The 13,477-nt window shown below is 42.9% G+C and carries 14 protein-coding genes and 2 pseudogenes; 9 read left to right on the plus strand and 7 right to left on the minus strand.

Annotation, left to right across the window (positions count from 1 at the left end; all coding sequences use genetic code 11):
• Positions 1–8: 8 nt before the first annotated feature.
• The 3 genes from V6N89_RS09900 to arsC are packed head-to-tail and all read right to left on the minus strand — an operon-like array spanning position 9 to position 1,388.
• The gene (locus tag V6N89_RS09900) at positions 9–428 is read right to left on the minus strand and encodes a DUF2069 domain-containing protein (RefSeq protein WP_338517398.1); all 420 of its coding nucleotides are present in this window, start codon (positions 426–428) and stop codon (positions 9–11) included.
• Position 429: 1 nt separating this feature from the next.
• Positions 430–1,035 carry an NAD(P)H:quinone oxidoreductase gene (gene wrbA / locus V6N89_RS09905; protein WP_338517399.1) on the minus strand — a complete coding sequence of 202 codons (606 nt, stop codon included), beginning with the start codon at positions 1,033–1,035 and terminating at the stop codon, positions 430–432.
• Complete coding sequence (gene arsC / locus V6N89_RS09910) at positions 1,035–1,388, minus strand: arsenate reductase (glutaredoxin) (protein WP_338517400.1); 354 nt, start codon at positions 1,386–1,388, stop codon at positions 1,035–1,037. Before arsC ends, wrbA begins: the two co-directional genes overlap by 1 nt.
• Before the next feature lie 266 nt (positions 1,389–1,654).
• Here arsC and V6N89_RS09915 point away from each other — a divergent pair, with 266 nt between their 5' ends.
• On the plus strand, positions 1,655–2,176 hold the full coding sequence (locus tag V6N89_RS09915; protein WP_338517401.1) for a TlpA family protein disulfide reductase: 522 nt from the start codon (positions 1,655–1,657) through the stop codon (positions 2,174–2,176).
• Positions 2,177–2,205: 29 nt separating this feature from the next.
• On the opposite strand, the gene V6N89_RS09920 is transcribed toward V6N89_RS09915, so the two are convergent.
• Positions 2,206–3,669 carry a M48 family metalloprotease gene (locus V6N89_RS09920; protein WP_338517402.1) on the minus strand — a complete coding sequence of 488 codons (1,464 nt, stop codon included), beginning with the start codon at positions 3,667–3,669 and terminating at the stop codon, positions 2,206–2,208.
• A 553-nt stretch (positions 3,670–4,222) separates the two neighbouring features.
• Here V6N89_RS09920 and V6N89_RS09925 point away from each other — a divergent pair.
• Positions 4,223–5,296: an AI-2E family transporter gene (locus V6N89_RS09925; RefSeq protein ID WP_338517403.1), complete on the plus strand. Its 1,074-nt coding sequence runs from the start codon at positions 4,223–4,225 to the stop codon at positions 5,294–5,296.
• 71 nt (positions 5,297–5,367) lie between these two features.
• Here the strand turns inward: V6N89_RS09925 and V6N89_RS09930 are convergent, their stop codons facing one another.
• Positions 5,368–6,276: a LysR family transcriptional regulator gene (locus V6N89_RS09930; protein WP_338517404.1), complete on the minus strand. Its 909-nt coding sequence runs from the start codon at positions 6,274–6,276 to the stop codon at positions 5,368–5,370.
• A 100-nt stretch (positions 6,277–6,376) separates the two neighbouring features.
• Between V6N89_RS09930 and V6N89_RS09935 the strand changes: the two genes are divergently transcribed.
• Positions 6,377–7,075, plus strand: a complete 699-nt coding sequence (locus V6N89_RS09935; protein WP_338517405.1) for a CPBP family intramembrane glutamic endopeptidase — start codon at positions 6,377–6,379, stop codon at positions 7,073–7,075.
• Between the two features lie 31 nt (positions 7,076–7,106).
• Here V6N89_RS09935 and bcp read toward each other — a convergent pair whose 3' ends face one another.
• Together bcp and V6N89_RS09945 are read right to left on the minus strand one after the other, a co-directional pair.
• Positions 7,107–7,571: a thioredoxin-dependent thiol peroxidase gene (gene bcp, locus V6N89_RS09940; RefSeq protein ID WP_338517406.1), complete on the minus strand. Its 465-nt coding sequence runs from the start codon at positions 7,569–7,571 to the stop codon at positions 7,107–7,109.
• Positions 7,549–8,114, minus strand: a pseudogene (locus V6N89_RS09945) (glycine cleavage system protein R). Before V6N89_RS09945 ends, bcp begins: the two are co-directional and overlap by 23 nt.
• A 215-nt stretch (positions 8,115–8,329) precedes the next feature.
• Between V6N89_RS09945 and dapA the strand changes: the two are divergent.
• The 6 genes and pseudogenes from dapA to V6N89_RS09975 all read left to right on the plus strand — a co-directional run bounded on the left by dapA (position 8,330) and on the right by V6N89_RS09975 (position 13,455).
• A pseudogene (gene dapA, locus V6N89_RS09950) lies at positions 8,330–9,215 on the plus strand (4-hydroxy-tetrahydrodipicolinate synthase).
• Between the two features lie 12 nt (positions 9,216–9,227).
• Positions 9,228–10,331, plus strand: a complete 1,104-nt coding sequence (gene bamC, locus V6N89_RS09955) for an outer membrane protein assembly factor BamC (protein WP_338517407.1) — start codon at positions 9,228–9,230, stop codon at positions 10,329–10,331.
• 12 nt (positions 10,332–10,343) lie between these two features.
• Positions 10,344–11,057 carry a phosphoribosylaminoimidazolesuccinocarboxamide synthase gene (gene purC / locus V6N89_RS09960; RefSeq protein ID WP_338517408.1) on the plus strand — a complete coding sequence of 238 codons (714 nt, stop codon included), beginning with the start codon at positions 10,344–10,346 and terminating at the stop codon, positions 11,055–11,057.
• Positions 11,058–11,167: 110 nt separating this feature from the next.
• The gene (locus tag V6N89_RS09965; RefSeq protein ID WP_346993797.1) at positions 11,168–12,022 is read left to right on the plus strand and encodes a DMT family transporter; all 855 of its coding nucleotides are present in this window, start codon (positions 11,168–11,170) and stop codon (positions 12,020–12,022) included.
• Between the two features lie 376 nt (positions 12,023–12,398).
• Positions 12,399–12,638: a hypothetical protein gene (locus tag V6N89_RS09970; RefSeq protein ID WP_346993714.1), complete on the plus strand. Its 240-nt coding sequence runs from the start codon at positions 12,399–12,401 to the stop codon at positions 12,636–12,638.
• A gap of 124 nt (positions 12,639–12,762) precedes the next feature.
• Entirely contained in the window at positions 12,763–13,455 is a 693-nt protein-coding gene (locus V6N89_RS09975) for a GGDEF domain-containing protein (protein ID WP_346993715.1), read from the plus strand.
• Positions 13,456–13,477 lie beyond the last annotated feature (22 nt).

A 13,477-nucleotide genomic window follows, 5' to 3' on the forward strand; every position in this document is an offset into this window, starting at 1 on the left:
GTCACCTTCTATTGTTGGCCCTCAAAGTAGGCTTTTTCTTCTTTCATTTCTTCTTTGAGTTTTTTAATGCCTAGTCCTAGCTCTCGTCCACGTTTGCGAGCAAAAGCGGCACAACCAATAAACATACCGGTACAAAGCACAATTTCTAATACCGCATACCAGCGTTCACCTGGTACCGCATAGGCAACAGTGCAACCGTGGATAAGGTAAAACAATACAACAAAGTTTGCCCAAGCGTGAGTATAAGGTTTACCTTTTAACACACCCCAATATGGAAGCAGTAACGGTAAAATATAGAAAAGCGCAATAAACGTAGGCGAATACGTATGCTCTTTAGTAAACGTGAATTGCCATAATGTAATCCATACGATTAACAGTGTATGGCTAACCAATGCTAGATAGCGAAAAAAACGCGTATCTGATGCCATATTATTTCTCCGAGATCGTTGTTTGGTTGAGCGCCTTAGCAAATTTCGCTAATCTTTTGCCTTGTGCAATGCACAACGCCTTTTCGTCAGCGCTCAGCTGAGTTTGGTTTGCTAAATCATAATGTGCCACGTGGGTAACGCCATAAGGGCTGCCACCTGTCGTGGTGTTGTGTAATTCAGGCTCGCTATAGGGTAAGCCACACATCACCATGCCGTGATGCATTAGCGGTAACATCATTGATAATAGAGTAGATTCTTGCCCGCCATGCATGGAAGAAGAAGACGTAAATACGCAAGCAGGTTTGTCAATTAGAGCACCTTTAAGCCATAGGCTACTGCTGCTATCAAGGAAGTGTTTCATTGGCGCAGCCATATTCCCAAACCGAGTGGGGCTGCCCAGTGCCAACGCACTACATTGTTCAAGCTCTTGCAAGGTTACAATTGGCACTGCGCTGCTTTGTGCTGACTCATCCTCGTCTGCATTTAGGCTCTTAACCGTGCGCAGCATAACGGGAACGTCTAGCGCATTAACACCTTGAGCAATGGCGTCTGCTAGTCGCTTTGTACTGCCACTTCGGCTGTAATAAAGAATTAGAACGGGTGACACTATAAAATATCCAAAACTGACTCTGGTGGGCGACCAATACGCGCTGCGTTTTCCTTAATTACGATTGGTCTCTCAATAAGCTTTGGCGTAGTCGCCATCGCGCTAAAAAGTTCATCATCGCTAACGCTGTCGTCGCCTAAGTTTGCCGCTTTATACTCGTCTTCCTTGATACGCATCATTTGACGAACTGATTCAAGATTAAGTTTTTTAAATATGTCTTTTAGCTCATCCATCGATAAGGGGGTTTTGAGGTATTCAACAACAACTGGGGTGAAGCCTTTTTCTTCAAGCAGCGCTAACGTTTGTCTACTTTTAGAACATCGTGGATTATGAATAATTGAAACTTGTGTCATGTCTACTCTCGTAATGTTTGTTTAACGCGCGTCATACGTTTGCTATTAATGAAAGGTACCAATTACCAGTACTAGTCTAAAGAACTTATGCGCAGCATCAGATGTGTAAGACCTGAGTTAGTTAAGGCCCTAATTATTTACACAACTTATAAAGTGGTTGATAGTATACCGATATTTAAATGGTTGTTTTTAACTAATTGCATCTGGCACTATGGAAAGCAGGGTGACTTAACCTACATGTGTTTTTTGCTAAAAAAGGTTGTTCGGTGAGTAGTTTACTTAAAAACTTGGGTTTTGCGGCTTTGATTGTCGGTGCAGGCGCTGCAGGCATAGCCTGCTATTACGTGCTTAATGACGGGCAAGAGCAGACAGTGCAAAACGACTTTCGCACTCTTTCCGGTGATACGTTTCAATGGAGAAATATGCAGGGCCAATGGACAATAATCAATTATTTTGCCCCTTGGTGTGCACCTTGTTTACGCGAAATGCCTGAATTAAATACATTAGGGCAAGACCTACCGGAAAATACACGGCTTTTTGCCATAAACTACGATATTAAAACTGAACAAGAACTTCACGAGATGGTGAAGAAGTTCGATATTGATATTCCCGTGATTGTGGCCGAACGCAATACGGCACTACCAATGAAACGGCCACCATATCTGCCCGCTACTTTTATCATTGGGCCACAAGGTAAGGTTGCCGACACTATCATGGGTGAGGTTACCGCTGACGAAATTCGCCAGCGATTGAATGTGCTGCAAAGCACTAAGCCTAGCAATTCATAAAACCACTAAGTTTGATTATTGCGGTGGTGCTAAAGCCGCTGTAATCGTTCTTCTTGATCTCTAAACTGTTTTATTCGCGCGCGTATTCTCTGTTTTTGTAGGTGATCGTCGCCCGCAAAATTATACGCGTACTGAAGTTCATCTACTGCACGATTGTAGGCACCGTAAAGCGCATACACCTCTGCTTTACTTTGATGCATTTGTGAAAACTGCTTTGCCTTTTGGTAGGCCTCACTCATTAACTGATGAGCAATTTGATAATCTTTCTTGACCAGCAGAAAGTCTTTTAGCAGTGAAATGGCGTCATCGTATTTTTGTGCGCTTATCAGCGCATTAGCTTGATTTAGCGCCAACACTTGGTTTCTTGGGTTTAGTCTTATATGTGGCTCAAGCAGCTGAACGGCCTTTAAAGGTTGGCCTAGCGAAATATAAATATCAGTCATAGCGTCTAGATAAAACAAATTGCTGCTATCGGCCGCAATTAACCGGGTAAGGATCTCGTGGGCTTTTTCAATTTCTTCTGAGCGCATATAAGCTAATGCAAGCCCATAAGTATTGGCTTCCTTGCTTCGTTGCACAGGCTGTGCAACGGCGGCTTTAAAGTATTCAACTGCGTAGTCAGCATCAAACGAATAACGGGCTTTGATGCGTGCTTTTGCAAGTTCAAATTGCTTGTTTACGCCGAGCGTGCGTCGAGGGTAGTCGTCAGCACGATTTCGTGCATCCGCAATACGGGTTTCTGTTAAGGGGTGGGTAAGTAATCGAGCAGGGGGCCTGGATACCATCCGGTATTCCTCTGCCATGGTCGAAAAGAAACTTGCCGCTGCTCTTGGGTCAAAGCCAGCGCGCGCTAACATGGTAATACCAATGCGGTCGGCCTCTTGTTCATTGGTTCGCGTATAGTCGATTTGTAACTGTGCCGATGCTGCCGAACCGGCTTGCATGGCAGCGATACCAGCTTCTGGGTTGGCAATGGCTATTAACAGCCCACCAATCATAGACGCGATAGCCAATGGTGAAGAGCGCTGTTGGGCTTGTATACGTCGTGCGATGTGGCGCTGCGTAACGTGAGAAATTTCGTGAGCCAGTACCGAAGCTAGTTCACTTTCGCTATCTGCCCTGCGCATTAAGCCAGAGTGAACGCCAATGTGGCCACCGAAAAACGCAAAGGCGTTTATCGCGTCGTTATTGACCCAGAAAAATTCAAATGGAAACTTTGCATTTTCTGCATGTATGACTAGACGATTTCCTAAATCTTGCAAATACTCATCAAGAACAGGGTCTGAAATTATTGGACTTTGGCCGCGCATTTGACGCATAACGGCATCACCCACAATCATTTCTTTATCAAGAGAAATGGCGTCAGACGCTACCACACCAATTTCGGGTAGGGCATTTTTGTTGCTGTATCTGGCATCTTGTGCAACAGCAACCACGCTTGATGTAAGCACAAAAGAGAGGGCTACCAGAGATGCTGAAATCTTTTTTATCATGAACCTACATTTTTATTCAGGTTGTTTTTCTAACTTCTTAGAGCGCTAAGTTGCTAAACAGTTTCAATTTTTATCGTTTGTTTTACACATACTGCCGCACCTAACCCTGTTATACCATCAACACGACAAATTGATAACAGGCCAGTGCGTAAATTGCATGCGGGGCGTTAGAGCGTGTTGACCTTTGCCGTACGTTTTTGCAGAAAGTGTTTAGCATTTAGACAAGGAAGTGCACGCGTCGTGTAGCCATCTACATAAGTGTGCGCAGACGCAGTATAAATGCTAAACAATTGCTGCCTGAAAGGTTCATCCAAGCGAGCCTCATGCGGCTTTACTCGTCGCTAATTTGGAATAACCAAACCACGCAACTCGTTCATTGCCTGATACTCGCTTGGAATGAACAAAAAGTGTACCGCAAAGGTCAACACGCTCTAATTTTTCGTAACATCATACCAGTTTGATTTTGAAAGATTCTTAGGTACTTCGTATTGCTAACATATAGCGCAATCAACTATGATGCCTGTCCTATTTTCTTGTTTTTCTAGGCGTAATTATGATTAGCGTTTTTGGTCGTTGGTACCGACGCAAATTTTCCGATCCCGATGCAGCTATGCTGTTGATCCTTATCTTGTTTACCACAGCCATTTTACTGCTGTGGGGCGAACTTATTATGCCCGTGTTGGTTGCAGCGGTTATAGCCTATTTGCTTGACTGGCCTGTAAACCGTCTAGTCAATGTGGGAGTAAGCCGAACATTAGCCTGTGCCGTAGTGCTTTTCGGCTTTATTACATTGACCATATTTACGCTCATCGGCTTAGTGCCAATAATTTCAAAACAAAGCGTAAATCTCATACAAGAGACCCCTTTAATATGGCAAAAAGCACAAGAATGGATCTTAACGCTACCAGATAAATATCCTGACTATGTGCAGGTGTATCAAATACATCAAATGATGGAAGGGTTAAATGACAAACTTGTTGAAGTAGGTGAAACACTGATTTCTGCTTCATTTAGTAACATTGCCAACTTAGCTGCATTACTGGTTTACATGATATTAGTGCCTTTGATGGTGTTTTTCATGCTGAAGGATAAGCTGTTTTTTCTCGATAGCATTTCGAGAATATTACCAAAAGAAAGACGACTTATCGCACAAGTTGGGCACGAAATGAATTCGCAAATTGCCAACTACATACGCGGCAAAGTAATCGAAATTATCATTGTTGGTGTTGTTAGTTGCGTAACCTTTGTTCTGATGGATTTACGCTATGCTATGTTGCTGGGCGTATTGGTAGGCTTTTCCGTTCTCATTCCTTACATCGGTGCTGCCGTTGTAACTATTCCAGTAGCGGTAGTGGCCATGTTTCAGTGGGGAATTACACCTGATTTTTGGTACCTTATTATCGCCTACGGCATCATTCAGGCATTAGATGGCAACCTATTGGTACCTCTACTATTTAGTGAGGCAGTAAGTTTGCACCCGCTATATATCATTATTGCAGTATTGGTATTTGGTGGGCTATGGGGCTTCTGGGGCGTATTTTTTGCTATTCCGCTTGCTACCTTGGTAAAAGCCGTGGTCACGGCCTGGTCGAGTAACCCAGTGGGGATGCCTGAGCAGCCTGAGTAGAAACCGAAAATACGAAAGTAAATAATAGATATACGAATTAATGAAAGAGGTGCGATTGCACCTCTTTTTAATTATGAGCAGCCCCATACAGAACGCTTGGAAAGAAAAAAATCTATAAACGCTTTTACTTTTGGTTGAGCGTGGCGAACGTTGTGGTAATAGATATAGACCTTGGCTTCTTGCCACCAATAATCTTCTAAAATCGGTACCAGTTCGTTGTTTAGTATTGCGTCTTGAATTTGTTGTATATCATCGCCTGCGTTAATCAGGCCTAACCCTGCTTTAGCGAGGTCAATAAGGCCACAAACACTTGAAACTCGTTGGTTCAATATTTTGTAGATGGGCTTCCCATTTTCCTGCAACACCAAAACATTCGATGGCTCATTGTGTAAGTAACCAATAATATCGTGGCTATCTAAACTCGTTAGATCCTGTGGCATGCCTTTACTTTTTATGTAACTAGGAGAGGCGAACACTCCATAATGAGAGGTCCACAGATCTCGTCGTTTTAAATTTGGAAAATTTTCACCGAGATAATCACTGACTCCCCAAAATATGTCATAGTCGTCCTTTGAAACATCAATCAAAGACTCTTTTACATCCATTTCCACATTTAGCTGAGAATAAGTTTCTAGAAATTCGGGCATCCAAGGAATAATAGTCTCTTCGCACAACAGTGATGACTGAAAAAGGACTCGAACAGTGCCTTTGGTGTGACCACTATTTCCCGCTAACCAGTTCACCAACGAAGCATGACTTTGCGCAACTTTTTCTGCCTCAATTTTAAAGTTTGCGCCAAATTCAGTCAGTGTTAATTGCCTTCTTGTTCTATTAAAAAGTGGTTTTTCTAACTGCGCTTCCAGTGTTTGCATCTGTTTGCTCAATGCCATGGGAGATAAAGACTTTTCATTTGCAGCTTGGGTAATGCTTCCAAACTTCGCCACTAGAAGAAAGGATTCAATGAGCTCGATCTTAATCATGATAAACTTTTAGTTTAGCTATTATAAAATACACTATTATTTATTTATCTTGGAAGGTCAATATGATGCAGGTATACCTTTATAAATTGAGTAACCAAAGATGTTTGCTATTGAACTACTTCTATTATTGAGCCTTTGCCTTTTTCCCGCTATTGAATTGCACAGTGGTGGTAACACTAAGCGTCGTATCCAAGAGGGAAAAATAACAAAAGTGCGCGCCTATCAAGAGACTATTGTCATGTTATTGCTACCAACGCTCTTGTTAGTTTTTCTACTCATATTCGGTGAATTACGGGCGTTTGATTTGGGGTTGGCCGTTAAGAATGAAATTTCGCAGACCATAGCATTTTTGTTGCTTTTAGTGGTGCTTTGCTATTACGCGACCAGTTTTTGTCTTACATTCAAGAATGAGCAAACTAAACGTCGATTGAGGGAGCAATTAGCATCGCTAAACTGGATGTTGCCCACCACATCAAAAGAAGTGAACTGGTTCGTTTTCGGTGTTTCTCTTGTGGCAGGTGTTTGTGAAGAGCTTTTGTTTAGAGGTTACCTAATCCACACAATTGACTCACATTGGGGTATGGCGATAGCGATTATCTTATCAAGCGCGTTGTTTGGTCTGTGTCATGTTTATCAAGGTTGGATTAACGTCTTAAGGACAGGGCTTGTTGGCCTTTTTCTAGCGATTGTATACGTATGGAGCGGCTCACTTATCGTGGTAATCGTTCTGCACATTGCACAAGACGCTTATGTTGGTGCGCTACATTTCGTTGTATCCAAAACAAAACAGCCCCAATAAAGGGGCTGTTTTGAATACATGTAAGTTGTGACTAGTTATTTAAGTAATCAAGCACAACGATGTGATGTTCTTTTGTTTTAAACTTGTTGAATACGTGCTCAACTACGCCATTTTCATCAATAAGGAAAGTCAGGCGGTGAATGCCGTCGTATTCTTTACCCATAAACTTCTTTGGACCCCAAACGCCAAATGCATCTGCCACAACGTGGTCCTCATCTGAAAGTAGGGTAAAGTTAAGGTTCTCTTTTTCGATGAATTTTGGAAGACGCTTTACTGCGTCGGGGCTTATTCCTAACACTACTACATTCTTTGACAGCAGCTCTTCGTTTACATCTCTAAGACCTTGGGCCTGAACGGTGCAACCTGGCGTCATTGCTTTAGGGTAAAAGTACACAAGTACCTTTTTTCCCGCGAAGTCAGCAAGGGACACAGTGTCATCATTTTGGTTTTGCAACGAGAATTGTGGTGCTTTATCACCAGCCTGTAACGTTTTCATTGGGATCCTTTTTCTGTTTGTCTACTACTTTACCTGTCACGTTTAACGAGTCGAACAGGGACATTAGATCAGATTCTAAAACATCTAGGTCATCAGAGGCGGGAAGGGAAACCACAAACTTGCATCGCATGTTGTCTTTGCTTAGGTTTCCTTGTCTTTGAAAGTGCGTTGTCTAAACGCACTGATCATTGCGTGGCGCTGCGCAAAAAATCCGGTGACTGACTTTATGAGTCCTGCTGCATCTTCACCACTAAATTCCACATTAAACAGATGCTCTAAATTTTGTTTTTCATGATGGCTCGTGCGCTTCATCATTGACAGCAGGTCAAGACGTTGAAACAGCGCGGGTAAAATACATTCAGCTTTGGTTATCGAGCTTTGAGTACCTTCTATGATCATGGTAAGCGAAAATTCACGCCCATATATCGCCTGTCGACTGTCAAGGATATTGCATTGTGCTTCTGATACTGTACTGGCGATTTCACTAAGAATACCGCTTTTATCTGTACCAAGAATGGTGACGATTAATTGGTGTTTAGACATCTAGTTTTCTTCAAAGCCATTAGGGCCTGATGACCTTTGTTATTCAATTATTTGTCGAATTCGTAAGATGGTAGCACAGAGTTTTTTTACAAGTCAGTGCTATTTTCAAAGCTTTGAGCAAGATATTGTCAAATTCTTGTCATTTTACGCATGCTATTACTTGTGTTTAGGCACTTACGTATTTAACATGTGCGCTCACATTTTGCGGAGAGATTATGTTTACTGGTAGTTACGTAGCACTCGTCACGCCGATGTTTCAAAACGGCGATATTGATTACAAGTCTCTAGAGAAACTTGTAAAGTTTCATATTGAACAGGGTACCCACGGCATTGTCTCTGTCGGTACTACTGGCGAATCTGCAACACTGCCTTTCGATGAGCATGTTAATGTGGTTAAAGAGACCGTGGCAATGGCCTCTGGCGCGATTCCTGTTATTGCTGGCAGCGGCGCAAACTCCACTGCTGAAGCGATTTTTCTTACCGAGCAGTTAGGTAGCGTTGGTATTGATGGCTTTTTAAGCGTCGTCCCATACTACAACAAACCGCAGCAAGCCGGCATGATTGCACACTTCAACGCAATTGCAGATGCAAGCGAACTTCCCGTTCTACTTTACAACGTTCCTGGGCGAACAGTCGCAGATATGCTTCCTGAAACGGTGGCTGAATTGTCTGCTCACAAAAACATCGTCGGATTGAAAGATGCAACCTAGTAGCATAGCCCGATTAAAAGAAACCCAAAAATTAGTACCACAAGACTTTGTGTTGTTGAGTGGTGATGACGGTACTAGCGCCGAGTTCATGTGTGAAGGTGGGCATGGTGTGATTTCTGTTACGGCGAACATTGCACCTAAAGCAATTGCACAGATGTGCGAAGCAGCGCTTAACAAAGAATTTGATAAATGTCGCGACATTGATAGCACCATTGCTTCTTTGCATAGCGAACTATTTATCGAGCCAAATCCAGTTATGCCAAAGTGGGCATTATATAAAATGGGCATGATGGAAAGTGCAGTTATGCGCTTACCAATGGTTTTACCGGAACTATCAAGCCAAAAACGTATCGAAGAACTACTAAAAAAATACGCATTGATTTCTGGTTAATAAGGAATACAGATGAAAAGAACGCTGGCTATAGCAAGTTCAGTGGCAATGGTCGCACTTGCAGGTTGTTCAAGCCAAATAGATAGAAAGACCGCGTCAGGCAGCTACGAGTATCTAAAAACGCAAGAACAAAAAGAAATACAAGTACCTGCAGACCTGGACAAACCCGAGTTTTCAGATGAGTTTGCGCTTCCGCCATTAGGCGAGCAAGCAGACGCTAATTTGCTAGGCAAAGAACTGTTAGTTCAGTCTCCAGCACTTGTCCTTCCACTTGTAGCGGGATCTCACGTTGAAGAAGGTAAAAACACAGCAACGATTTGGTTTGACCAAGTCGATGATAGTCAGCCACTAAGCCAAGCAATCTGGAATTCACTGCTAAGCTTCCTTGATGACAAAGGAATAGGCGTTGACCGATTCAGCCCTGAAGAGAAAGTACTTGTTACCGATTGGATGATCATCACTAAAGAAATCGATGGCGCTTGGTATAGTTTTGTTGATGATGAAAGTGAGATTGGTCGTCGTTTTGAGTTTAGCTTAAATGTTAAACCTCATGGAAGAAGTGCTGCGCTTACCGTAGAGCTAAAAGACTACATGCAAACGTTAGGCAATGACGTAATTGCTGATGTGTCTACGATGGAAGAACGCAGAGAAGAAGTTGAAGTACTCAATGAAGTGATTGGTCACTATGAGTACCAAATTCAGCTCGCAGCGACGCGTCGTATTGCGCAAATTCGCCAGGGCATTAATACCGAATTAGGCTTTAACGAAGACGGTGATGCGGCGTACGTGGTGGATGCAAAATATGATGTCGTATGGCCAAGAATGCTTCTAGTATTGAGAAAACTTGGTTTCGATGTGAAAGATTTAGATAAATCAAACGGCCTGCTGTTTGTGACCTATAATGGTGATCAAGGCAGTTGGTGGGATGGTTTATTTTCAGGTGATAAGCAACTCCTTAAGAAAGGTGACTATCGCTTGAAAGTTGCGAAAGCGGGCCCAGAGCGCACGTCAGTGACCTTCATGAGCAATGAAAGTGTCCCGTTTGAAGCAAATCAGGTTTCCGACCTATACAGTGCATTTGCTGAGGTCATGTCAGAAGATAACCTTGATATATAACTGAGACTGAGAATGGAAAAACGCGATGAGCTTTACCGCGGTAAAGCAAAAACTGTTTATTACACTGACGACAGCGACAAGCTAATTCTTCACTTTAGAAACGACACTTCTGCGTTTGACGGTGAGAAAATTGAACAGCTGGACCGCAAAGGTGAAGTAAACAACAAGTTTAACCACTTTATTATGACTAAGCTTGAAGAAGCTGGCATTGCAACGCAAGTTGAAGCCCTTGTTTCTGATACTGAGTCTTTGGTTAAAAAGCTCGACATGATCCCTGTTGAGTGTGTGGTGAGAAACTTGTCTGCTGGTTCACTGGTACGCAGATTAGGTGTAGAAGAGGGCAAAGAACTAAGCCCACCTATTTTCGAGTTTTTCTTAAAGAACGACGCGTTACATGACCCAATGGTGAATGACTACCATATCTTGTCATTTGGCTGGGCTACAGAAGCGCAAATTGCTGAAATGAAAGCGTTAACGTTCAAAGTAAACACCGTTCTTAAGGCGCTGTTTGATGACGCTGGCATGTTGCTTGTCGATTACAAACTAGAGTTTGGTGTAGATAAAGATGGCAACATCGTATTGGGTGATGAATTTACTCCAGACGGCTGCCGCCTTTGGGACAAAGAAACACGTAAGAAAATGGACAAAGATCGCTTCAGACAAGGTCTTGGTTCAGTTGTAGAGACGTATATTGAAGTGGCTGAGCGCTTAGGCCTTGCTCTATAAAGTCTCTGTTGCGTTTTATTGAAATGAAAAGAGGACCTTCACGGTCCTTTTTTTATAACCGATATTTTGTATAAAACCATGGTTTATAAGGAAGTTTATCGTTGAATGTAGTGGTGAAAATAGCCTTAGCTATGCTGGCATTTGCGGCAAACTCCCTTTTTTGCAGATTGGCGCTAGCACAAACTGAAATTACACCTTCGCTGTTTAATCTCATTCGGTTAATTAGCGGAGCTGCTTGTCTCGTGTTACTGACGTTGCTGGCAAATCGCAGTAATAAAAATCGTTCGTTCATTAGGTCGATAAAACGCGACGCCACGCCGTTGGGGGGATTGTCGTTATTTGTATACGCAATTTGCTTTGCGCTAGCGTACGTCAACATGACCACAGGAACCGGGGCACTATTGTTATTCGGTAGTGTCCAACTCACAATGATTGCCTATAGCGTCATTCACAATGAACACTTCTCAAAGATACAATGGCTTGGTTTCTTAATGGCTTTGGCGGGAATGGTCACCTTGTTATTGCCAACTGTTGAAACACCACCTAGTGTTTTCTGCAGTAATGATGGTTATTGCTTAGGCATGGCGTGGGGGGCATACTCACTATTAGGCAGAAAGAGTTCATCGCCGCTGATGGCTACCACCGGTAATTTTATAATTGCCAGCCTACTAGCGTTAATCACTTTACCCGCGCTCACATTTTTTGCGACGGTTAATATTGAAGCCCCCATGCTGGGTGTTTCCTATGCGTTGGCTTCAGGTATTTTTGCTTCTGCTATCGGTTATGCCATTTGGTACAGCGTACTACCTTCCATTACATCAACCTCTGCCGCGACAGTTCAGTTGAGCGTACCAGCCATTGCGACAATAATGGGGTGGGCATTTTTAGATGAATCATTAACTTTGCAGATTATTGCGGCGCTCATGTTAACGCTTGGCGGAATTTACATCGTCATCCGCAAATAATGAGCAGGAAAGTTCTCGCTATCCATTGAGAATCGCTTTACGCAAGAGAATGTAAAAGGGGTAACCTAGCTACCGAAGTCATTTCAAAAACGATTATCGGACTATAGTCCGACGATTGTTGGTGAACTTTTGTACAGAAGCCGCGTATTTGAATTATCTCTTATGTAAGGATAATGCTATGAATATGTCGGTGGATACACATATAAAAGCAGGCGTAATGTCGCCTGAAACGCTAAGCGATGTTGTTTTTTAGACACGGAACGATTTTACTTTTTGGAATGTGTTACCCAAAGCCGAATATTTCTTTGGTTTATCTGCAACACAACCAGACAAAAGGGGTAGTGTTGCACATTACTTGAGCGGCTTGCCTCATCACGTGCTTAACGAAATAAATGTCAGTATTCAGTCTGAAACACCTTGGCGAGGTGTTATCCCATTTACCGTTGATGGTGCTACGCACTGGAGAGATGCGTTTGTCAGGCCTATTTTTAGAAAAAATGAGGTGGTTGGCGTAAAGTGGTTACTGAACATCGCCGATGAGGCCTTGGTCAATACCGCACAAACTATTTATCAGTTACCCAGCGTACAAAAGAAAAACCATAAAGCTATGGGCTAGCTGTGCCGCCTTCTGATGTGGATAAGAAAATAGTCATATTTGAACAAGAAATTACACAGGCTTTATCCGGCAAGGGGGCGAACTTAGCGTAGATTTTGAGGACGATGCGCTTGTATTCCTACAGATGGCTGAGTCAGACTTATTGGCGCCTCTTCACAATATTGTTGGTCAGTACGAGCGTGAAAGCTTGGACAAAGTAAATGATCTGCGCCTCGCCCAGAGTGTGGTACTGGGGATCATTATTCTCACTATATTGATTGAAGCCTTTATCATATTTCGACCCATGGTCGATAAAGTCAGTCGCTATGCATCAAAATTGCAGCGCGATGCAAACTTTGATTATTTATCAGGGTTGTTAAATCGCCGTGCTTTTCAAATTATCGCCCAGCAATCTATTGGGGCGGGCCATCGTTATAATCGCCAGCTGTCGCTGATAATGTTAGATATCGATTTCTTTAAACGTATTAACGACAGCTATGGCCATGAAGTTGGCGATAGCGCCATCAAGCATGTATCGAACATTTTAAAGGCTGAATCGAGAGAGTCTGATTGCGTAGCGCGAATTGGCGGTGAGGAATTTGTACTCTTGCTCCCTGACACTGACCGCGATGGAGCAGAAAAGTTAGCCAACAAGCTTAGAATAAAAGTCAGTGAGTCGCCACTTGTGGCCAACAATGACGAAATAGAGATTACGCTGAGCGGTGGTGTGGCAAGTGTGAGATTAGAAGATAAGAATATTGAAATTGCACTTAGCGACGCTGATGAAGCCCTTTACAGGGCAAAGAGAAATGGTCGTAACCAGGTTCAGCTGGCGTAACGCTTGAACCTTATACTATATT

Source organism: Alteromonas gracilis, assembly GCF_036870955.2.
GTDB classification, from domain to species: Bacteria; Pseudomonadota; Gammaproteobacteria; order Enterobacterales; family Alteromonadaceae; genus Alteromonas; species Alteromonas gracilis_A.

Bases quoted from the DNA above. Each gene is read 5' to 3' on its own strand.
- V6N89_RS09900 (WP_338517398.1), bottom strand. From the start codon at position 428: ATGGCATCAGATACGCGTTTTTTTCGCTATCTAGCATTGGTTAGCCAT.
- arsC (WP_338517400.1), bottom strand. From the start codon at position 1,388: ATGACACAAGTTTCAATTATTCATAATCCACGATGTTCTAAAAGTAGA.
- V6N89_RS09920 (WP_338517402.1), bottom strand. From the start codon at position 3,669: ATGATAAAAAAGATTTCAGCATCTCTGGTAGCCCTCTCTTTTGTGCTT.
- V6N89_RS09925 (WP_338517403.1), top strand. From the start codon at position 4,223: ATGATTAGCGTTTTTGGTCGTTGGTACCGACGCAAATTTTCCGATCCC.
- V6N89_RS09930 (WP_338517404.1), bottom strand. From the start codon at position 6,276: ATGATTAAGATCGAGCTCATTGAATCCTTTCTTCTAGTGGCGAAGTTT.
- V6N89_RS09935 (WP_338517405.1), top strand. From the start codon at position 6,377: ATGTTTGCTATTGAACTACTTCTATTATTGAGCCTTTGCCTTTTTCCC.
- bcp (WP_338517406.1), bottom strand. From the start codon at position 7,571: ATGAAAACGTTACAGGCTGGTGATAAAGCACCACAATTCTCGTTGCAA.
- bamC (WP_338517407.1), top strand. From the start codon at position 9,228: ATGAAAAGAACGCTGGCTATAGCAAGTTCAGTGGCAATGGTCGCACTT.
- purC (WP_338517408.1), top strand. From the start codon at position 10,344: ATGGAAAAACGCGATGAGCTTTACCGCGGTAAAGCAAAAACTGTTTAT.
- V6N89_RS09975 (WP_346993715.1), top strand. From the start codon at position 12,763: ATGGCTGAGTCAGACTTATTGGCGCCTCTTCACAATATTGTTGGTCAG.